Source organism: Allokutzneria sp. NRRL B-24872 (assembly GCF_002155965.1).
Lineage (GTDB): Bacteria > Actinomycetota > Actinomycetes > Mycobacteriales > Pseudonocardiaceae > Allokutzneria.
Window position 1 is genome coordinate 65262 of sequence record NZ_MUMH01000045.1, and the last position, 22923, is coordinate 88184.

General features: G+C 70.4%; 7 protein-coding genes. 6 read left to right on the top strand and 1 reads right to left on the bottom strand.

The window, feature by feature from the left end:
* The 5 genes from CCN37_RS13390 (at window position 1) to CCN37_RS13405 (ending at window position 19629) form a co-directional block, all read left to right on the top strand.
* Window positions 1–10671: a type I polyketide synthase gene (locus CCN37_RS13390; protein WP_086821074.1), complete on the top strand. Its 10671-nt coding sequence runs from the start codon at window positions 1–3 to the stop codon at window positions 10669–10671.
* Window positions 10668–16346 carry an SDR family NAD(P)-dependent oxidoreductase gene (locus tag CCN37_RS13395; RefSeq protein WP_371504114.1) on the top strand — a complete coding sequence of 1893 codons (5679 nt, stop codon included), beginning with the start codon at window positions 10668–10670 and terminating at the stop codon, window positions 16344–16346. The genes CCN37_RS13390 and CCN37_RS13395 overlap by 4 nt, the downstream gene beginning before the upstream one ends.
* Window positions 16343–17509 (top strand): FAD-dependent monooxygenase, encoded by a 1167-nt coding sequence (locus CCN37_RS13400; protein ID WP_086821075.1) that lies wholly within the window; start codon window positions 16343–16345, stop codon window positions 17507–17509. Before CCN37_RS13395 ends, CCN37_RS13400 begins: the two co-directional genes overlap by 4 nt.
* 497 nt (window positions 17510–18006) lie before the next feature.
* A complete protein-coding gene (locus tag CCN37_RS42330; RefSeq protein ID WP_371504117.1) occupies window positions 18007–18267 on the top strand; it encodes a fibronectin type III domain-containing protein in 261 nt (86 codons plus the stop codon).
* 126 nt (window positions 18268–18393) lie between these two features.
* Entirely contained in the window at window positions 18394–19629 is a 1236-nt protein-coding gene (locus CCN37_RS13405; RefSeq protein ID WP_086821076.1) for a glycosyltransferase 87 family protein, read from the top strand.
* Here CCN37_RS13405 and CCN37_RS13410 read toward each other — a convergent pair.
* Entirely contained in the window at window positions 19611–20489 is an 879-nt protein-coding gene (locus CCN37_RS13410; RefSeq protein WP_246843011.1) for an AraC family transcriptional regulator, read from the bottom strand. The genes CCN37_RS13405 and CCN37_RS13410 overlap by 19 nt on opposite strands.
* Before the next feature lie 92 nt (window positions 20490–20581).
* Between CCN37_RS13410 and CCN37_RS13415 the strand changes: the two genes are divergently transcribed.
* Window positions 20582–22923 (top strand): DUF5107 domain-containing protein (locus CCN37_RS13415; RefSeq protein WP_086821082.1); only part of this gene is annotated, 2342 nt, incomplete at its 3' end.

Genomic DNA, 22923 nt, shown 5'->3' on the forward strand with positions numbered 1-22923 from the left:
ATGGATTCCTCGACCGAGAAGTTCGTCGAAGCCCTCCGCCTGTCGGTGAAGGACAACGAGCGGCTGCGGGAGCAGAACCGCCGGCTCGCCGCCGCGTGGCGGGAACCCGTCGCGATCGTCGGCATGGGCTGCCGGTTCCCCGGCGGGGTCGGCTCGCCGGAGCAGCTGTGGGAGCTCGTGCGCGACGGCCGCGACGCGATCACCGGCTTCCCCGCAGACCGGGGCTGGGACCTCGCGGGCCTCTACGACGAGGACCCGGACACCCACGGCACGAGCTACGTCCGCGAAGGCGGCTTCCTCGACGGCGTGGCCGACTTCGACGCGGAGCTGTTCGGGATCTCCCCGCGCGAGGCCCTGGCCATGGACCCGCAGCAGCGCCTGCTGCTGGAGACCTCGTGGGAGGCCTTCGAGCGCGCCGGGATCAACCCGCTGTCGTTGCGCGGCGAGCGGGTCGGCGTCTTCGCGGGCACCAACGGACAGGACTACGGCTGGCTGGTCAGCTCGCTCGGCGGCCTCGACGGGTACGTGGGGACGGGCGCGTCCGCGAGTGTCCTTTCTGGACGGATCTCCTACACGCTCGGCCTTGAAGGGCCTGCCGTCACCGTTGACACCGCGTGCTCGTCGTCCTTGGTGGCACTGCATCTCGCGGTTCAGTCGCTGCGGCACGGGGAATGTTCGCTCGCGCTGGCCTCCGGTGTGACGGTGATGTCCACGCCCGGCGGCTTCGTGGAGTTCAGCCGCCAGCGCGGGCTCGCCCCCGACGGCCGCTGCAAGGCGTTCGCCGCAGCGGCGGACGGCACGAGCTGGGGAGAGGGCGTCGGCGTCCTGGTCGTCGAACGCCTCGCCGACGCGCGCCGCAACGGCCACCCGGTGCTCGCGGTCATCCGGGGGAGCGCGGTCAACCAGGACGGCGCCTCCAACGGCCTCACCGCGCCCAACGGCCCGTCCCAGGAGCGGGTCATCCGCGCCGCGCTGGACAACGCCGGGCTCGCGCAGTCCGATGTGGACGTTGTCGAGGCGCACGGGACCGGGACCACGCTCGGCGATCCGATCGAAGCCAAGGCGCTGCTGGCCACCTACAGTCAGGGCCGGGAGAACCCGCTGTGGCTGGGCTCGGTGAAGTCCAACATCGGCCACACCCAGGCCGCGGCGGGCGTCGCCGGTGTCATCAAGATGGTCATGGCGATGCGGAACGGCGAGCTTCCCCGCACGCTGCACGTCAACGAGCCCACGCCGCACGTGGACTGGTCCGCCGGGAACGTCAGGCTGCTCACCGAAACCCTTCCGTGGCAAGGTGATCGTCGCGCGGCAGTGTCCTCCTTCGGCGTCAGCGGTACCAATGCCCACGTGATCCTCGAAGCCGCCGCTGCCGAGGAGATCCCCTCGACACCTCGGGATCAGCGCGAGACCGCGTGGGTGCTCTCCGGCAGCACGCCGTCCGCGTTGCGGGACCAAGCCGCGCGCCTGCGCGATGTCCAGGGCGACGCGGTGGACATCGGGTTCTCGCTGGCCACCACCAGAGCGGCGTTGGAGCACCGCGCTGTTGTCGTCGGCGACTCCTCGGCAGCGCTTGACGCGTTGGCAAGTGGTCGTTCGGCGCCGAACCTCGTCCTCGGGTCCGTGCACGACGACGCCGACCAGGTCGTGTTCGTCTTCCCGGGGCAGGGTGCGCAGTGGAACGGGATGGCCGCCGAGCTGGTGGAGCGGTCACCGGTCTTCGCCGAGAAGATGGCCGAGTGCTCCGCCGCCGTGCGTGCCGTCGACCCCGGCCTCGATCTGCTCTCCGGTGACCTGGAGCGGGTTGACGTCGTCCAGCCCGCACTCTGGGCGACGATGGTGTCGTTGGCCGCGTTGTGGCGTTCCCACGGCGTCGAGCCGACCGCCGTCGTCGGCCACAGCCAGGGCGAGATCGCCGCGGCCTGCGTCGCGGGCGCACTGTCCATTGAGGATGGTGCGCGGGTGGTGGTGTTGCGCAGCAAGGCACTTGCCGCGTTGTCCGGTCGTGGTGGCATGGTCAGCGTTTCGGAGTCGGTTGACCGGGTTCGGTCCAAGGGCCTGTCCATCGCCGCCGTGAACGGTCCTTCGACGACCGTGGTGTCCGGCGATGTCGACGCCTTGGACGCGCTGCTGGCCGCCTACGAGGCGGAGGGAGTGCGGGCACGCCGCGTCCCCGTCGACTACGCGTCGCACTCCGCGCACGTGGAGGAGATCCGCGAGCACCTGCTGACCGTGCTCGACGGGATCAGTCCGCGCACCAGCGAGATCCCGTTCTTCTCCAGCCTGACGGGTCGGCGGATCGACACTGCGGTCTGCGATGCCCAGTACTGGTACGACAACCTCAGGCACACCGTGGACTTCGAAGGCGCGACGCGGGCGCTGCTCGACGCGGAGCAGCGGGTGTTCATCGAGGTCAGCCCGCATCCTGTGCTCACCACGGCGATCCAGGAAACCGTTGAGTCGCACGGCGTCCCGGCCGCAGTCCTCGGGTCGCTGCGGCGTGACGACGGCGGTTTGCGGCGTTTCCTCCTGTCGGCCGCTGAGGCGCACGTGCGCGGTGTGCCGGTGCGATGGGACTTTCCGGACGCGCGGCGCGTCGACCTGCCCACCTACGCGTTCCAGCACGAGCGCTACTGGATCGAACTCCCTCCTGGTCACGGGGGTGATGTCGCGGCGTTCGGCTTGGGCGCGACTGGGCATCCGCTGCTGGGCGCCGTGCTCGACCTCGGCGCGGACGGCTGCGTGCTCACCGGCCGGATCGGCGTGGACACGCATCCTTGGTTGGCTGATCACGGTGTGGCCGGAGCCGTCGTCGTCCCGGGCACCGCGCTCGTCGAGCTGGCCGCGCACGCCGGAGCGCGCGTTGGATGCTCCACAGTGGACGAACTCGTGCTCCAGAAGCCTTTGGAGCTGCTGGAGAGCGTGGCTGTTCAGGTCCGCGTGGGCGCCGCGCAAGGCTCGGGTACCAGGCCGGTCACGATCCTCGCCGAGGACGCGGTGATCGCCAGCGGCGTTGTGTGCGGGCCCCAGGATGTCGCGGCGCCGCTGCGGGAATGGCCTGCCGCTGACGCAGAACCTGTTGACGTGACCGGGTTCTATGAGCGCTTGGCCGACGCGGGGTACGAGTACGGTCCGGCGTTCCAAGGGTTGCGCGCGGTGTGGCGGCGCGGTGACGAGCTGTTCGCCGAGGTGGAGCAGGACCTCCAGGCCGAGGGCTTCCGCGTGCATCCGGCGTTGCTGGACTCCGCGCTGCACGCCCTTGCGGTCGGCTCCGGTCAACTGCGCCTGCCGTTCTCGTGGACGGACGTGTCGCTCGGCACGACATCGGCTTCGCGGCTGCGCGTTCACCTGACTCCGATCGCGCAGGACACCGTCAGCGTCGAGGTCTTCGACCCCGACGGTACTCAGATCGCCTCGATCGGCGCGTTGGTCGCGCGCCCGGTCGCGAAGACCGCCCCGGAGCACTTGTTCCGACTGAACTGGACGCCGATCGACCGGCCCTCCACGGCCGCGCTGAAGTGGGACATTGTCACGGATCTGGCTGAGGTCGGTGACGTGCCAGACGCCGTGGTCGTCGAAGGCACAGACATCGCCCGCGTTCTGGAGCTGGTGCAGGCGTGGCTCGCGGACGAGCGTTTCGCTGACGCTCGGCTGCTCGTCGTCACCCGCAACGCGGTGTCGACCGGCGGCCAGGACGACCCCGATCTGGATGCGTCCCCGATCTGGGGACTGCTTCGATCGGCCCAGTCCGAGCACCCCGACCGCGTCACGCTCCTGGACCTCGCTGACGCGGAGGAGATCGCCGACCTCGTCGCGCCAGCACTCGCCACGGGAGAACCACAGCTCGCGTTCCGCTTCGGCGAGCTGCTCGCGCCGAGACTGGCCAGGACGTCGGCCAATGACCTGCTCGCGCCAGAGGGGCCTTGGCGGCTGGACGTGACCGAGAAGGGCACTCTCGACAACCTCACCCTCTCGCCGATCACCGAAGAACCGTTGGCAGAAGGACAGATCCGGGTCGCAGTGCGCGCAGCCGGGCTGAACTTCCGCGATGTCCTGATCGCGCTCGGCAGTTACCCCGGAGCCGCCGAACTCGGCAGCGAAGCCGCTGGTGTCGTGGTCGAGACGGGCCCAGGAGTGCACGGGCTCGCCCCGGGCGATCGCGTGTTCGGGCTGTTCTCCGGCGCTTTCGGGCCCACCGTCGTCACCGATCACCTGCTGGTGCGGCGAATGCCGGACGAGTGGTCCTTCGTGGACGCGGCGTCCGTGCCGATCGTGTTCCTCACCGCCTACTACGGCTTGGTCGACCTGGCAGGGCTGCGGCGCGGGGAGTCCGTCCTCGTGCACGCGGCAGCGGGCGGTGTCGGCATGGCGGCGGTCCAGATCGCGCAGCACATCGGCGCCGAGGTGTTCGCGACCGCGAGCCCTGCGAAGTGGGAAGTCCTTCGCGCGCAAGGTATTCAGCACATCGCATCCTCGCGCACACTGGACTTCGAGCAGCAGTTCGGCCGGGTCGACGTCGTGCTCAACTCCCTCGCCGGTGAGTTCGTGGACGCCTCGCTGCGCATGGCCTCCGGCGGGCGCTTCCTGGAGATGGGCAAGACCGACATCCGCACCAACGTGTCCACTGTGGACTACAAGGCGTTCGAGCTGATGGACGCCGGGCCGCAGCGCGTCCAGGACATGCTCGGCGAACTCCTGGAGCTGTTCGCGAACGGCGCGCTCACCCTGCTCCCGCGCAAGGCGTGGGACGTGCGCTCAGCGCGTACCGCGTTCCGGCACCTCGCGCAGGCCCGGCACATCGGCAAGTTCGTGCTGACCGTGCCCCGCGCGCTCGACGCCAACGGCACGGTGCTGATCACCGGCGGTACCGGTGTCCTGGGCCGCCGGATCGCGCGGCACTTGGTCTCCGAGCACGGGGTGCGACGCCTCCTGTTGCTGAGCCGCAGCGGCGCACCGTGCGAGGACCTTGGCGCGAGCGTGACGGTCGTGGCCTGCGACGCTGCTGACCGGGACGCGTTGGCCGAGGTCATCGCGGGAATTCCGGCGGAGCACCCGCTGACCGCCGTCGTGCACGCGGCCGGCGTCCTCGACGATGGCGTGATCACCTCGCTCACGCCACAGCGGCTGGACACGGTGTTCGCCCCCAAGGTCGACGCCGCCCGCAATCTGCACGAACTCACGCGAGAGCTGGACCTGGCGGCCTTCGTGCTGTTCTCTTCGGCGGCGGGCGTGCTCGGCGCTCCGGGGCAGGGCAACTACGCGGCGGCCAACGCCTACCTGGACGCCCTCGCACAGCACCGTCGCGCCACCGGTCTGCCCGCGCAGTCGCTCGCCTGGGGGCTGTGGGATTCGGCCAGCGCGATGACCGGGCACCTGGACTCCGCTGACCTCGGCCGGATCGCCAGGGGCGGCGTCATCCCACTGTCCACGCAGGACGGTCTGCGGCTGTTCGACGCCGCGCTCGCCACCGGGGACGCGCTCGCGGTGCCAGTGCACCTCGACCTCGCCGCCCAGCACGGGGCACCGCCGGTGCTCAGCGGCCTCGTTCGCCGCCGCTCGCGCGTGTTCACCGGGGACAACCTGCTCGACCTCGTCCGGGACGAGGCGGCTGCGGTGCTGGGGCACTCCACCGCCGATGCCATCGCGCCGGGCCGGGCGTTCCGCGACCTGGGCTTCGACTCGCTGACCTCGGTCGAACTCCGCAACCGGCTCAACGCCGCCACCGGGCTGAAGCTCCCGGCGACGCTCGTGTTCGACCACCCGACCCCGATGGAGCTGGCCGCGCACCTGAGCGGCGCCTCGGCCACCCGCCCCGCCGCGCTCGCGGTGGCCGCCAGCGATGAGCCGATCGCGATCGTCGGCATGGCCTGCCGCTACCCCGGCGGGGTCAGCAGCCCCGAGCAGCTGTGGGAGCTGGTCGCCGAGGGGCGCGACGCGTTGACCGGGTTCCCGGCCGATCGCGGCTGGCCGCAGGACGACCGCGTCGGCGGTTTCCTCGACGACATCGCCGGTTTCGACGCCGCGTTCTTCGGGATCTCCCCGCGCGAGGCCCTGGCCATGGACCCGCAGCAGCGACTGCTCCTCGAAGTCTCGTGGGAGGCGGTGGAGCGCACGGGCGTCGACCCGTCCTCGTTGCGGGGCGAGCCAGTCGGTGTGTTCATCGGCGCGTTCGCCAACGAGTACGTCGGGCGGTTGCGGACCGTGCCGGAGGAGATGCGCGGCTACCTCGGCAACGGCCACGCGGTCAGCGTCGCCTCCGGGCGCATCGCCTACGCGCTCGGTCTGGAAGGTCCCACGCTCACCGTCGACACCGCGTGTTCGTCGTCCCTGGTGGCACTGCATCTCGCGGCGCAGTCGCTGCGCTACGGCGAGTGCACGATGGCCCTCGCCGGTGGTGTCACGCTCATGGCCACCCCTGCGGTCTTCGGCGAGTTCGGCCGACAGGGCGGCTTGGCCTTCGACGGGCGTTGCAAGGCGTTCTCCGACGCCGCAGATGGGACCGGGTTCGCCGAGGGGGTCGGTGTCCTTGTGGTGGAGAAGCTGTCCGATGCCGAGCGCAACGGTCACCAGGTCCTCGCGGTCGTCCGAGGCTCCGCGATGAACTCCGATGGCGCGTCCAACGGCCTCACCGCGCCCAGTGGTCCCGCCCAGGAGCGAGTGATCCGGCAGGCGTTGGCCGCCGCAGGGCTGCAACCGTCCGATGTGGACGTTGTCGAGGCGCACGGCACGGGAACGCGTCTCGGCGACCCCATTGAGGCGCAGGCGGTGCTGGCCACCTACGGCCAGGGCCGCCAAGAGCCGGTGTGGTTGGGCTCCTTGAAGTCCAACATCGGGCACACCCAGGCCGCGGCCGGGGTCGCCGGGGTGATCAAGGTGGTGCAGGCGATGCGGCACGGAGTTCTTCCGCGCACCCTGCACGTCGACGCGCCGACGTCCCATGTGGACTGGTCGGCTGGCGAAGTCCGGCTGCTGACCGAGTCGCATGCGTGGGAAGGTCCGCGCCGCGCTGGTGTGTCGTCGTTCGGGGTGAGCGGAACCAATGCCCACGTCATCTTGGAGGAGGGGCCGCGCGCGTCGGCTCGGGCCGACCGTGCTCCTGCCGGGATCGTGCCGTGGGTGCTGGCTGGGCGAACCGAGGAAGCGTTGCGGGAACAGGCTCGGCGGCTGCTGTCGGTCGATGCGGACCCGCGTGACGTCGGTTTCTCCCTCGCGACGACGCGAGCTGCCACCGATCACCGTGCCGTTGTCGTCGCGGAGCACCTGGCGGAGTTCCGGGAGCGGTTGGCTGCCCTGGCCAACGGTGCTCCCGTGGCGCGCTCGCGGTCCAGCTGCCGCCTCGGATTCCTGTTCACCGGTCAGGGTTCGCAGCGGGCTGGGATGGGGAACGAGCTGCGCGCCTACCCGGTCTTCGCTGCCGCGTACGACGCGGTGCGTTTGGAGATTGGTGATGATCTCGATCAGACGGTGAACGCTCAGCGGGCGCTGTTTGCGTTTGAGGTGGCGTTGTTCCGGTTGTTCGAGTCGTGGGGTATTCGGCCTGATTTTGTTGCTGGGCATTCGATTGGCGAGGTCGCGGCTGCGCATGTGGCTGGTGTGTTGTCGCTGGACGATGCGTGTGTTCTGGTGGAGGCGCGGTCGCGGTTGATGCAGAGCATGCCGCCCGGCGTGATGGTTGCGGTGCAGGCCAGCGTTGAGGAACTGGGGGAGTTGCCGCCGGGGGTGTGCGTTGCGGCGGTGAATTCGCCTGTGTCGACGGTGTTGTCTGGTGATGCCGTTGTGGAGGAGTTCGCGCAGCGGTGGAAGCACAAGAAGCTTCGGGTGAGTCATGCGTTCCACTCGCACCACATGGACGGGATGCTCGACGAGTTCGGCGCGGTCGTGCGCGGCTTGACCTTCGCCAAGCCCGACATCGACATGATCGGCGACGTCACCGACCCCGAGTACTGGGTGCGCCAAGTTCGCGAACCCGTGCGGTTCCTCGACAGCGTGCGCGCCGCGCAAGCCGATGTGTTTCTGGAGATCGGCCCGGACGCGGTGCTGACCACCATGGGGGCGGAGTGCGTTGAGGACGCGGCCTTCGTGCCCGCGCAGCGCCGCGATCGTGCGGAGCAGCGCGCACTCGTCGACGCGCTCGGACAGCTCTACGTGCAGGGTGTTTCCCTTGACTGGCAGGCGGTTTTCCCGGAGGCGGTCCGCGTTGACCTGCCCACGACGGCTTTCCAGCACGAGCGCTACTGGCTGGACGCGACGTCCGCGCCCGGCGACGTTCGCGGGGCTGGGCTCGTCGACGCCGAACACCCGCTGCTGAGCGCCGTCGTCGAGCTGCCGGACGAGAGCTTTGTCCTCAGTGGACGGTTGTCGTTGGAGAGCCACCCGTGGCTGGCCGACCACGCGGTCGCGGGAACCGTGCTCGTGCCGGGCACCGCCCTCCTGGAGATGGCGTTGCGCGCCGGGCGCCGCGTGGACGAGCTGACGCTGCACGCGCCCCTCGTGCTGGACGGGGACACCGCGATCCAGGTCCATGTCGGGGCGCCCGACGAGTCCGGCAAGCGGAGCCTCACGATCTCCTCGCGGGCCGAGGACACCTGGGTCCAGAACGCCACGGGGATTCTCGGCGCGGAGACCGCCGTGCCCGAGGCGCTGGAGGAGTGGCCCGTCGGTGACGCGGTCGATGTCGAGGACGCGTACGAACGACTCGCCGACGCGGGACTGGAGTACGGGCCTGCTTTCCGTGGATTGCGAGCGGCTTGGCGGGATGGCGACACCGTCTACGCCGAGGTCGCCGTGCCGGGTGAGGGTTTCACGCTGTCTCCAGCGCTTCTCGACTCGGCACTGCACGTGCTTGCCCTGGACGCAGCTGAACTCCGCGTTCCGTTCCTGTGGACCGGCGTTTCAGTGTGGCGTGACGGAGCCACCGCGCTGCGCGTGCGCCTAGCGCCTGCTGGTCCCGAGTCGGTCAGCCTGACCATCGCCGACGACCAGGGCCGACCGGTGGCGGCCGTCGAGTCGCTGTCCACGCGTCCGCTCGCCACTGATGGGCTCAAGGCCCGCACCGGCCAGTTGCTGCGCACGGAGTGGCTGCCGGTCAGCGCGACCGGTCCTGTTGACCGCGAGATCTTTACGGTTCCGAGGACCGACGCCCACAGCGCCACGTTGGATGTCCTGGCCGCCTTGCGCGCGCACCCCGACCTCGTGGTGGTGACCAACGGCCTCGCGGACCCCGTGATGGGAGCCGTGTCCGGGCTGGTCCGATCGGCCCAGGTCGAGCATCCCGGCCGGTTCACGCTCGTGCATCTCAACGACCCGGCCGACGAACCGCTCATCCGGCTCGCGGCAGGACTCGACGAACCAGAGGTCGAAGTACACGAAGGAACTCTGCGCGTTCCGCGGTGGCGGCGGGCACCGGCCGAAGGCGCCGCGCCGCAGCTCAACGGGACCGTGCTGATCACGGGCGCCACCGGTGTTCTCGGTGGGCTGCTGGCCAAGCACCTCGTGGTCCGGTACGGCGTCCGGGACCTGCTCCTGCTCGGCAGGCGAGGCCCCGCCGCGACCGCCGAGCTCGAAGCCGAGCTGGCCGCGCTCGGGGCCAAGGCCACCGTGCTCGCCTGCGACGTCACCGACCGCGCCGCGCTCGCCAAGGCGGTGTCCGTGCCACTGGTCGGTGTGGTCCACGCGGCCGGGGTCGTGAACGCGGCGGTACTCGAATCCCTGACCCCCGAACAGGTTCACGAGGTACTCAGTCCCAAGGTGGACGGGGCACAGTACCTGCACGAGCTCACCGAGGACATGGACCTGGAGATGTTCGTGATGTTCTCCTCCGTCGCCGGCAGCCTCGGCGGCCCCGGGCAGGCGAACTACGGCGCGGCCAACGCCTACCTCGACTCGCTCGCACTCCACCGCCGCGCGCGCGGCCTGCCCGCGCAGTCGCTGACCTGGGGCCTGTGGGAGCCCCCGAGCGGCATGACCGCCCAGCTGAGCGACATCGGCCGCAACCGCATGGCGCGCGGCGGGATCGTCGCACTGTCCGAAAAGGACGGTCTTGAGCTGTTCGACGCCGCACTGCGCAGTGCCGAGCCGGTGCTCGCGCCGGTGCGTTTCGACAACGCCGCCATCAGGGCGCAGGGCGTGCCGCATCTGCTGCGCGAGGTCATCCGCTCAGCGACGCCGCCTGCATCCGGATGGGCCGACCGGTTCGCCGCGCTGCCGGAACAGGAGCGGGAAGGCGCGCTCGTGCGGCTCGTGCGGACTGAGGCCGCGGCGGTACTCGGTCACCCCGGACCCGAGCTCGTCGAGCCGGAGCGACCGTTCACCGACGCGGGGTTCGACTCCCTCGCGGCGGTGGACCTGCGCAACGCCCTGCACGCGGCGACCGGGCTGACCCTGCCCGCCACGCTGCTGTTCGACCACCCCACGCCCGTGACGCTCGCCGCGCACCTGCTCACCCGGCTCGCCCCGCGACCGGGCGCGCTGGACGAGCTGGACCGGGTGGCGACCACGCTCGCCGGGCTGGACGCGGCCGACCCCGTCCGCGACCAGCTCAGGACGCGCCTGCGGAGCTTGCTGGCGCTCTGCGACGACACACCGGCACCGACAGGACGGGCCGCGGTCGAGGAACGCGTGCGCGGAGCCTCGGCCGAGGAGATCTTCGCCTTCATCGACCGGGAACTGGGGTGAGCAAGCAGATGGACGACACACAGCAGAAGTTGCTCGACTACCTCAAGCGCGTCACCGTCGACCTGCACGAGGCGCGGGAGCGGATCACCGAACTGGAGTCCGCCGAGCCCATCGCGATCGTCGGCATGGCCTGCCGCCTTCCCGGCGGGGTCAGCACGCCCGAGCAGCTGTGGCGGCTCGTCGCGACGGGCGGCGACGCGATCTCCGGGCTGCCGGTCGACCGCGGCTGGGACCTGGAAGCGCTCTACGACCCCGATCCCGACCGCCCCGGCACCTGCTACATGCGCGAAGGCGGGTTCCTGCACGACGCCGACCTGTTCGACCCCGTGTTCTTCGGGATCTCCCCGCGAGAGGCGCTGGCCGTCGACCCGCAGCAGCGGCTGCTGCTCGAAGTCTCCTGGGAGGCCGTCGAACGCGCGGGAATCGTGACGTCGTCCTTGCGCGGCAGCAGGACCGGTGTGTTCACCGGCGTGATGTACAACGACTACGCCTCGCGGATGAACGCAGTGCCGGATGGTTTCGAGGCCTACCTCGGCACCGGTAGCGCGGGCAGCGTCGCTTCGGGCCGCGTCGCCTACACCTTCGGCTTCGAAGGACCCGCGGTCAGCGTGGACACCGCGTGCTCGTCCTCGTTGGTCGCGCTGCACCTAGCGTGCCAGGCCCTGCGGCAGGGCGAGTGCGATCTCGCTCTCGCGGGTGGTGTCGCGGTGATGGCCAGCCCCGGTCCGTTGGTGGAGTACAGCCGTCAGCGCGCGCTGGCCGTCGACGGCCGCTGCAAGACCTTCGCCGACGCCGCCGACGGCACGAGCCTCGCCGAAGGCGCCACGATGGTGTTGGTGGAGCGCCTTTCCGACGCCGAGCGCAACGGCCACCAGGTGCTCGCGGTGATCCGGGGTTCCTCGGTGAACTCCGATGGCGCGTCCAACGGCCTCACCGCCCCGAACGGTCCCTCGCAGGAGCGGGTGATCCGGGAGGCCCTTGCCGTCGCACGACTTGAACCGTCCGATGTGGACGTTGTCGAAGCGCATGGCACGGGTACACGGCTCGGTGATCCGATCGAGGCGCAGGCCGTGCTGGCGACCTACGGTCAGAACCGGCCGGAGCCGCTGTGGTTGGGCTCCTTGAAGTCCAACGTCGGGCACACCCAGGCCGCGGCTGGGGTTGCCGGTGTGATCAAGATGGTCATGGCGATGCGCAACGGGCTCCTGCCGCCGACGCTGCACGTCGACAAGCCATCGTCCCATGTGGACTGGTCGGCCGGATCGGTGCGGCTGCTCACGGAGGCGCAGCCGTGGGACGGGCCGCGCAGGGCCGGTGTGTCCTCCTTCGGTGTCAGCGGGACCAACGCGCACGTCGTTCTCGAAGCCGGTCCTGCGACTCCGGAGCGCGGCCCGGACGGCTTCGCGCCATGGGTGCTCTCCGCGCGCAACGAAGACGCGCTGCGGGAACAGGCCCGCAACCTCCACGCCGTGGTGGACGAGCACAACGCGCGTGACATCGGTTTCTCGCTCGCGACCGGTCGGACAGCTTTCGAGCAGCGCGTGTCGGTCAGCGGCCGTGACCTGGAAGCACTGCGGTCACAACTGTCGGCGGTTGCGGCGGGGGAGGTGCCGACCGCCACTGCGCTCGGTGATGTGTCGCCGGTGTTCGTCTTTCCCGGGCAGGGTTCCCAGTGGGCGGGGATGGCGGTCGACCTGCTCGACACCTCTCCGGTGTTCGCCGAGCGCATGGCGGAGTGCGCCAAGGCGATCGAGTCGCTGGTGGACTGGGACCTGCTCGAAGTCGTGCGTTCCGGCGACTGGGACCGCGTCGACGTGCTCCAGCCCGTGCTGTGGGCGATCGTGGTCTCCCTGGCCGAGCTGTGGCGCTCCCACGGCGTGCGGCCCGCCGCGGTGATCGGCGCGAGCCAGGGGGAGATCGCGGCCGCCTGTGTCGCGGGCGCTCTGTCCCTTGAGGACGGTGCGCGAGTGATTGTGCTGCGCAGCAAGCTTTTCGCCGAGGAACTGGTTGGCAAGGGCGCCGTCGCTTCGGTTGCGCTGCCCGTCGAGCAGGTCGAGCGGAGGCTGGTCGAGGGCTTGACGATCTCCGGTCACAACGGGCCGCACGCGGTCGCTGTCGCGGGGGAGACAGCGCTGCTGGAGTCCTTTGTGGACGATTGCGTGGCGGACGGAGTGCGGGCGCGGATCGTCCCCGCCACCGTCGCCTCCCACAGCCCCCAGGTCGAGCCCCTGCGCGAGCGGATCGTGGACGCGCTGGCATCGCTGCGGCCGACCACGGGGACTGAGCCGTTCTACTCCTCGGTCACCGCGAAGGCCATGGACGGCGCTGACCTGAACAACCGGTACTGGTATGACAACGTGCGCCAGCCCGTCGCCTTGTACGACACCGTTGCGGCGGTGCTCGGAGATGGGCATCGGGTGTTCATCGAAGTGAGCCCGCATCCGACGCTCACCACCGCCATCCAGGACGCGCTGGATGCGTACGAAGTGGACGGTGCGGCCCTCGGCACGCTCCGCAGGGACAGCGGCGACCACCACCAGTTCCTGACCGCGTTGGCCGAGGCGAACTCCCACGGCGTCGCGGTCGACTGGTCCCAGGTCCACCCCGGCGCGCAGCGCGTCGAGCTGCCCACCTACCCCTTCCAACGGCAGCGCTACTGGCTGGACAACGCCACCCGCACCACCGACGTGACCGGCGCGGGCCTGCTCGCTTGCGACCACCCGCTGCTGAGCGCGGCCGTGGACCTCGGCGACGACGGGCACGTGCTGACCGGACGGCTTTCGCTTCAGGCCCACGGCTGGCTCGCCGACCACATGGTCCTGGACACCGTGCTGCTGCCGGGGACCGCGCTCGTGGACATGGCGATCACCGCTGGTCAGCACGTGGGGCGCACCCGGCTCGACGAGCTGACGTTGCACGCGCCGCTCGTGCTGCCGCCCACGGGGGCTGTCGCCGTGCAGGTTCGGGTCAAGCCCGACGGAGCGGTGTCGATCTCCTCGCGCGCCGAGGAGAGCTGGGTCCGGCACGCGGAAGGGACGCTCACCGAGGCCCTTCCCGTTGCGCGGCAGGACGAATGGCCGCCGACGAACGCCGAGACGCTGGACCTCGACGGTGCCTATGAGCGGATGGCCGACGCCGGAGTCGTGTACGGGCCCGTGTTCCAAGGACTGCGATCGGCCTGGCGGCGCGGCGAAGACCTGTTCGCTGACGTGCGGCTGCCCGCCGACAATCTGCCTGCGTTGCTGGACGCGGCGCTGCACGTGCTGGCCCTCACCGCCGACGAGATCCGCTTGCCGTTCGCGTGGAGCGGCGTTCAGATCAGCGCGGACGGGTGCACCTCGGCCCGCGTGCGGATCAGCCCGGCAGGCTCCGGTTCGGTCAGCGTCTTGGTCAGTGACGAGTCCGGGAGCCCGATCGCGACCGTGGAAGCTCTGGAGACGCGTCCGGTGTCTGCCGAGCAGCTGCGCATGCGCACGCCGGATTGGCTGTACCGCGTGGAGTGGACCCCGGTCGCGGCGTCCTCCGCGCCGGAGGTCGACCCCGTGCGGGTGGGGTCGGTCCGGGAAGCTCTGGAGTTCGTCCAGCACTCGCGGAACACCGTCGTGATCACCGAGCCCGGCCTGGCTGGCGCTGCGGCGCGCGGCCTGCTGCGCTCGGCCCAGTCGGAGAACCCGGGTCGGTTCGTGATGGTGGAGTGCGGCTCGGACGACTCGCTCGTTGCTGCTGCGGTGGCGACCGGGGAACCTGAGGTCGCGATCCGCGATGGCCGGATCGTGGTGCCTCGGCTCGTGCGCGCGAAGCCCGACGGGGTCCGACCGACCTTCGGCGGGACGGTGGTGATCACCGGCGGGACTGGTGTCCTAGGTGGACTGATCGCGCGGCATCTCGTCAGCACGTATGGAATCCAGCACGTGGTGCTGCTCGGCCGTCGCGGTGTCGCGGACGTCGCCGACATCGACGCCGACGTCCGCGTTGTCGCGTGCGACGTGGCTGACCGGGCCGCGCTGGCTGACGTGCTCGCGGACATCCCCTCGCTGACCGCCGTCATCCACGCTGCGGGCGTGCTGGACGACGGGGTCGTGGAATCGCTGACAGCGCAACGGGTTGACGCGGTCATGGCGCCGAAGGCCGACGCGGCGTGGCACTTGCACGAACTCACCAAGGACCGTGACCTGGCCGCGTTCGTGATGTTCTCCTCAGCCGCCGGGGTCCTCGGCGGACCGGGGCAGGGCAACTACGCCGCCGCCAACGCCGTCCTGGACGAGCTGGCCGAGCACCGGCGAGCGCTGGGGCTGCCCGCCCAGTCGCTTGCTTGGGGTCTGTGGGCCTCGCCCAGCGACATGACCGGTGACCTCACCGACGCCGACCTCACCCGCATGGCCCGCGCCGGAATCGTGCCGCTGTCCGTGGAGCACGGACTCGACCTCTTCGACGCCGCGCTCGCCACACCGCACGCGGCCGTGATGCCGATCCGGTTCGACATGGCGGCTCTGCGCGCCCAGGCGGTGCCGCCGCTGCTCAGCGCGCTCGTCCCGAAGACCACGACCGCCACCCGGTCCGATTCCGGCCAGTTCCGCGAGCGGATCGCGACCGCGCAGGACCCCGAACGCGTCGCCGTGGAGCTGATCCAGGGCATCGCCGCCACCGTGCTCGGCTACACCGGAGCCGAGAGCGTCGTGGCGGACCGGAGCTTCCTGGAGACCGGCTTCGACTCGCTCACCGCGGTCGAGTTCCGCAACCGCCTCAACGCGGCGACCGGGCTGCGCCTGGCCGCGAGCGCGGTCTTCCAGCACAACACCCCGCGAGCCCTGGCCTCGGCGGTCCTCACCGACCTCGGCTCGACCGTCCACAAGGGACAGAGCACGGACACGTTCGTCAGCCTCTTCAAGCACGCCAGCGCCTCGGGTGACTCCCACGACGCCGTCGACCTGCTGCGCGCCGCGTCCCTGCTGCGGCCTTCGTTCACCGACGTCCCGACGTTGCCGGCACCGGTCCGCATCGCGGCGGGGGAGCGGAGGGTCTTCTGTTTCCCTTCTGTGGTCGCACCTTCCGGGGCGCACCAGTACGCGCGCTTCGCCGCGGCGCTGCGTGATCGGTTGGACATCACCGTCCTGCCGCACTCGGGTTTCGGGGCGGAGGAACTGCTGCCCGCCGACGCTGAGGCGGCGATCCGCGCGCAGGCCGAGGCGGTCCGGCGCGTGGCCGGTGATGAGCCGTTCACGCTCATCGGCTACTCCTCCGGCGGCTGGATGGCGCACGCCGTGGCGGGGGAGTTGGAGCGCACCGGGAACTCGGCTGCCTCCGTCGTGCTCCTCGACACCTACGTGCCCGACAGTCCCAACGCCGCAACGCTGATCCCCGCGCTGATGACCGAGGCGTACTCGGCGCGGGACAACGACGGCACCCGCGATCTGCTCACCGGTGACCAGCTCACCGCAATGGGCGGTTACCTGCGGATGTTCTCCGGCTGGCAGCCCGCCGCCATCGCGACGCCGACCCTGTTCGTGCACGCGACCGACAGCATGCCCGGCGTCACCGGCGAGGACTGGCGTCCGGTGTGGGCGCTGGAGCACACCGCCGCCGAGGTCCCCGGTGACCACTTCACGATGATGGAACAGCACGCCGAGGCGACCGCCGAGTCGGTGCTCGCGTGGCTCCAGGAGGGAACAGCATGACTGACAAGGTGATCGTCATCGGGGCAGGCCCCGCCGGAGCCGCGCTCGCGCTCGCGCTGCACCACGCGGGCATCGACTGCACCGTCCACGAACGCGACGACAAGCCCGCCGAGGACGGTGGCCACCTGCTCAGCGTCGGCGCGAACGGGCTGGAGGCGTTGGCGGCCATCGGCATCGAGCTCGACGGCATCCCCATCCCCAGGCTCCCCGCATACAGCGGCAGCGGGAAACTGTTGGGGGAGCTGGCCAACGGCGTCGTCAACGGTTCCGCTCCGACCAGCCTGCTGATCGACCGGGACACCCTCCGCCGCACGTTGCAGGACATGCTCGCCGAGCGTGGGATCTCCGTCGAGTACGGCAAGGAGCTGGTTTCCTGCTCCGCGACCGCCGATCGCGCGACGGCCGTGTTCGGGGACGGGACCGAGGTCCACGCTGACGCGCTCATCGGCGCGGACGGCGTGCACTCGCCGACGAGGAAGGCGCTGTTCCCCGATGCTCCCGCCGAGCGCTTCACCTCCATCCTCGGCGTCGCTGGCCGCGCCCAGTCCGACCGCCTCAGCCCGACCCCGGACGTCGTCGTCAACGTCTTCGGGCACAACGCGTTCTTCAGCTACCACGCGGAGCCCGACGGCACCGTGCACTGGCTGGGCTACGCGCCCGGCGGGCTCGACAAGGCGTCCACAAAGGACTGGAAGCCGTGGCTGCTCGACGTCTACGGCCGCGACATGGCGCCCGTGCGCGAAGCCCTGGAGCAGACCACCGGTCCCATCGACATCCGCCCGGTCCACAACGTCGCCAACACCACGCCCTGGCAGCGCGGCCGCATCGCCCTGATCGGCGACGCCGCCCGCACCGCGACGCCTCGCATCGGCGCGGGGACCGGCCTCGCCTTCGAGGACGCGGTGATCATCGCCAAGTGCCTGCGCGACCTCCCGTCCCCGCACGCCGCCTTCCCCGTCTACCAGCGCCTGCGCGGCGCCCGCGTCAACCGCGTGATCAAGTGGGGCCGCCTCTACGCCCGCCCGCCGAAGATCCGCACGCCCTGGGGGATGTGGCTGCGCGACCGCACCTGGCCCACCATGCTGCGCGCCGTGCCCAGCATGAGTTCGCTCGACTGGCTCTACCAGCACCGCGTCGACTGGCCCGCCCCCGTCCTGCCGTGACCCGGCCCTGCGCCGTCCGCTGTCGCCTTCTCGTCTCTGCCCCGGGGGTTTGGGGTGGTTAACGATGATCGACAGGGGGGTTTGGGGGTCTTGAAGACACCCCAACCCCTTGGGGCGGCGCGGGGCACGCTTCCGGGCGCATGCGCGCGGTGACCGCTCGTTGCACGAGTCCTCAGGTGCCGCGATTCGCACCGGTTCGAACACCGCGGTCGGCGAGTTGGTCCTGCAGGTCGCAGAGGTTTGCTGGTCTTCAAGTACCCCCAACCCCTGTCTCGGAGGTCTTCAACCGCGGCAAACCCCCGGGGCGGCGTGGTAAGCGAAGCTTGCTCAGAAACGACTTCGGGTGCATCGCCTCGGATGGCTGAACTTTCTTCCGCGTTCGTTTCCGCGCTTGGTAGAGGTAAAGCATGCCCAAGTCCTCCGTGAGACGCGTCGTCGCCATGGCTTTCTGTGCAGCGCTTCTGCCAGCAACGCCGAGCTTCGCGGCGCCGTCGCCGATGCCGCCCAACGTGCAGGCTCGACCTACCGGCCCGACCACGGCCGCGATCTGGTGGACGGCTGTTCCGAATGCGCCGTCGACTGCCCGCTATTGGTACCGCGCGCTTCGGCCGATGCCGAGTGAGTGGCGGAGCCAGACGACGACGTCGGTCGTGTTGAGCAAGCTCAGCCCGGGTGTCTCCTACACCTATCAAATTCAGTACTGCCGAAATTCGGCGACTGCCTGTGAACCGACGCAAAGCGTGACGTTCTCCACGTGATGCGGTGCGACGATGACTCATGAAGCCGAGGAATGATCGCATTGGGCTTGTCCGGGGGACTTCAGTGATTTTGGCATGCGCTCGTGCAACTAGAAGGCAGCCAAAGGCGTCACAGCACTCGTGACAATGCTTCTCGGACTGGTCCGGCACCCGGTCGTCGCGGTGGTGGGCATCGCAGGCGCGCTCTTCCTCGCGTTGCGGCAGGTTTCCACCGCCCCGATCGTCGACCTGGACGTTTTCCGCGCGGGTGGTGAGGCGTGGCTGGCCGGGCGCGGCCTGTTCGACGCGGAGTTCCCGCCGCGACCGTTGCTCTTCCCGTTGCCGTTCATCTACCCGCCGATCGCGGCGGTGCTCTTCAGCGGTTTCACCATGCTGCCCCTGGTGACGCTGGGCCAGGTGATGACCGTCGCGACGGTGCTCGCGCTCGTGGCGGCGTGCGTGGTCACGGCGCGCCGCTGCGGGTTGGACAGGGCGGCGGCGTGGGGCGTCGGCGCTGTGGTGGGCCTTGTGATGGTCGACGCCGAGCCGGTGCGGAGCACGATCGACCTCGGGCAGGTCAACGTCCTGCTGATGGCGCTGGTCGTCCTGGACTGCCTGCTGACGCGGACACCGTGGCCGCGCGGGCTGCTGATCGGCATCGCGGCCGGGATCAAGCTCACGCCGCTGGCCTTCCTGCTGTTCTTCGCCTTCTCCGGGCGCTGGCGCGTCGTGCTCACCGCCGCCTCGACGTTCACGGCCACCGTGCTGCTCGGGTTCCTGCTCGCCGCCGGGAACTCCTGGCAGTACTGGACTTCCACGGTGTTCAAGCTCGACACGATGGTCGGCGCCGGGTTCGCGACCAACCAGTCGCTGCGCGCTGTACTGGCGCGGTTCGGCATGGACAAGGCGGAGAGCTTCCCGTTCTGGCTCGCCGGGGTCGCGCTGGTGCTCTCGGCGACGTGGTTCGTGGTGCGGCGGCTGCTCGCCGAGGGTGCCGAGAACCCTGAGCGCGCCGGGATCGCCGAAGTCCAGGCGATGCTGATGATTGCGACGGCCACACTGCTGTGCTCACCGATCTCGTGGAGCAACCACTGGGTGTGGGTGGCGGTCCCCGCTGCCGGGCTCGCGGCGTCGCTCCTGCGCACTCCGAGGTGGTGCCTGGCGGTTCCGGCCCTGGTGCTGACGGTGTTCTTCCTGGGGCCGCACATCCACGTCCCGAGCAACGAGGGGCGCGAGGAGCACTGGACGCTCGGGGAGTGGTTCCTGGGCAACGCCTTCGTCCTGACCGCCGCCACCTCGCTCGTCGCCGTGGTGGTGGTGCTGGCTCGCCGCGCACGTGCGGCGGCTGGCCGAGTCGCGGTGCTTCAGGACGGACCCCGGTAGCGGCCGCGTCGGTACTCGCTGGGGCTGCACCCGTGCTCGCGGCGAAAGGTCCGGGAGAAGTAGAAAGCGTCGTTGTAGCCAACGGTCCTGGCGATGTCGGAGACGTCGCGGGAGGTGGTGGCCAGCAGCTCCCGCGCGCGGGCCAGCCGCAGGCGCTTGGCGTACTCGACCACTCCGCAACCGGCCGCCGCCCGGAACAGGGCCGCGAAGTGCGAGGGGGACAGGCCCGCGGTGCGCGCCAGCTCCTTGACGATCACCGGCTTGGCGAAGTTGTGCCGCAGGTACTCCTGCGCCTGGCGCACCGGTTCGGTGGGGCGGCGCCCTTCGCTCAGCGCGTCGGCGGCGAGCTGGGCCAGCAGCGTCCAGCCCGCGCCGGAGGCCGAGATCAGGTGCGCGAAGCTCGGTTCTCGTTCCAGGAAGCCGATCGCGTCGTCGATCGCGGAGACGGCGCGGTAGGCGTCGCGCACCTCGATCACGGCTTCGCCGCCGTCCGGCGCGAGGACGGAGAGCATGTTCGCGACCTGGGAGCCCGCAGCGTGCAGCCACCAGATCGTCCAGGGAGCGCGCGAGTCCGCCCAGTAGAAGTGCGGGCGGGACGGGGGGAGCACGAGCGCGTTGCCCGGCCTGATCACGCTGACCCTGCCGTCGACCTCGCAGTGCCCGACCCCGTCGGTGCAGACGATCACGACGGCCTCGGGCGTGCTGCGCGGGCGGTGCATGCCGTGGTTGGCGGCGCTGGGGTAGTACCCGGCGTCGGTGACGAGCAGACCCGAGGTCGGCGCCCGGCCGAGTGCCGATGCCACCAGTGGACGTGGGAGCACGCGCAACCGCTGACCTGGGAAGCCATCGGGCAGCAGCATCAGAACACCGTACCCGCGGCAGTCGAATCGTCCAGGTGACTCGGTCGATTCGGCCATCCCGTCGACCGGGTGCGCGGTCCTAGCGTTGCCGCATGCCACAGGGTGAACCGACGGAGTACGCAGCAGCTGGTGTCGCGGCGTGGCGGGCGCCGGTGACGATCGACAGCCAGCTCCCGGAAGCCCCCGACCGCTACCCCGCCTACCTGGACCGACGCGTCTACCAGGGCTCCTCCGGGCGGGTGTACCCGTTGCCGTTCCACGACAGGATCAGCCCGGTGCGGGCACCGGCGGAGTGGGACGCGGTGCACCTGGAGAACCGGTGGCTGCGGTTGCTGATCCTGCCCGAGCTCGGGGGCCGGATTCATTTCGCCCACGACCGAACTCGCGACTACGACTTCTTCTACCGCAACCCGGTCATCAAGCCCGCGCTGGTCGGTCTGACCGGCCCGTGGGTCTCCGGCGGGGTCGAGTTCAACTGGCCGCAGCACCACCGGCCCGCCACCTTCCTGCCGACCGATGTCGAGATCGAGCACGAGTCCGACGGCGCGGTCACCGTGTGGTGCTCCGATCACGACCCGTTCGACCGGATGAAGGGGATGCACGGCGTCCGGATGCGGCCCGACAGCGCGGTTCTGGAGCTGCGGGTGCGGCTTTACAACCGTGGTGAGCGGACGCGGACGTTCTTGTGGTGGACCAACATCGCCGCGCGAGCGGATGAGAACTACCAGTCCTTCTTCCCCCGTGACGTGCGGGTCGTCGCCGATCACGCCAAGCGCGCGATGACCGCCTTCCCGGCTGCGGACCGGGCCTACTACGGGGTCGACTACCCGGCGCGGCACGACGAGGTCGGCACAGTGGCCGGTGGCGAGCGTGTTCGTGGCGACCGCCTCGACTGGTACCGCAACATCCCGGTGCCGACCTCGTACATGTGCGTCGGCAGCAAGGAGAACTTCTTCGGCGGCTACGACCACGCCGCGCGGGCCGGGTTCGTGCACGTCGCCGATCGGCAGATCGCTGTCGGGAAGAAGCAGTGGACGTGGGGCGCCTCGGAGTTCGGTGACGCGTGGGGCCGCAACCTGACCGACGACGGTTCGGCCTACGTCGAACTGATGGCCGGGGTCTTCACCGACAACCAACCGGACTTCTCCTTCATCGCGCCCGGCGAGACGAAGGTGTTCTCCCAGTTCTGGTATCCGATCCAGGAGATCGGCCCGGTGCACGCGGCGACGGTGGACGCCGCTGCGCGGGTGGAGCTCCGGGGGACGAGCGCGCGGGTCGGAGTCGTCGTGACGGCGGATCGTCCCGGATGTCGCCTGCGGCTCGAAGACGGCACCGGGGCCGTGGTCGCCGAAACGCTCGCGGACATCGCGCCGGGCAAGCCCTTCCACGAGAGCATTCCGTTGGAGCGAGCCGTTGAGCGGCTCGTGCTGCGCGTCCTCCACGGTGAAGACCTGTTGGTGGCATGCGATTCCACCGCTCCCGACGCCGCCGAGGACGATCAGTTGGCCCCGGCTCGCGAGCCCGCCGCGCCCGAGGACGTGCCGTCGGTGGAGGAGCTGGCCGTGATCGGCGCGCACCTCGATCAGTACCGGCACGCGACGCGTTCGCCCGAGCCGTACTGGCGCGAGGCGTTGCGCCGCGACCCAGCGCACGTCGCGGCGAACACCGGGCTGGCTGGGCGGGCCTATCAGCGCGGCGACTTCGCTGAGGCGGAGAAGTTGGTGCGGGCAGCGATTTCCCGGCTGACGACGTTGAACCCCAACCCGGTCGACACGACCGCGCTGTACCTCCTCGGACTCGTGCTCGAACGCCAGGGGCGGGCCGAAGAGGCTTACGACGCCTACGGTTCCAGCTCGTGGGCGCGCGCGTGGCGAGCACCGGCCGGGTACCGCATGGCCCGGATCGACGCCGCCCACGGCCGCGACACCGAAGCGCTGAGCAGGCTCCAGGACGTGCTCCGCACCGAGCCGGAGCACTTGCAGGCCCGGGCGTTGCGGGTGATCGTGTTGCGCCGGAACGGAAAGCCCGGCGCGGCGAAGGCGGTCGCCGAAGCCACCCATGCGCTCGATCCTCTCGACTGGTGGACACGCGATCTGCTCGGCCTGCCGCTCACCACGGACGCGCAGACCTGCCTCGACATCGCGTTGGAGTACATCGGCGTCGGCGAGCACGATGCGGCTCTGCGAGTGCTCGACATCGCCTGCGAGCGAGAGGGTGCGCGCGCGATCGGGCAGACGGCGGCGGGGCCGTTGCTGGAGTACTACCGAGCTGAGGTGCTGCGCGAGCTGGGCAGGGACCGTGAGGCGAGCGAAGCCGTTGGGAAAGCCCAAGTTCTGGACGCGACGTGGTGCTTTCCTTCGCGGTTGGACGACGCGGTGACGTTGCAGCGTGCGGTGAACGCCGACGAGACGGACGCGCGAGCTCGCGCGCTGCT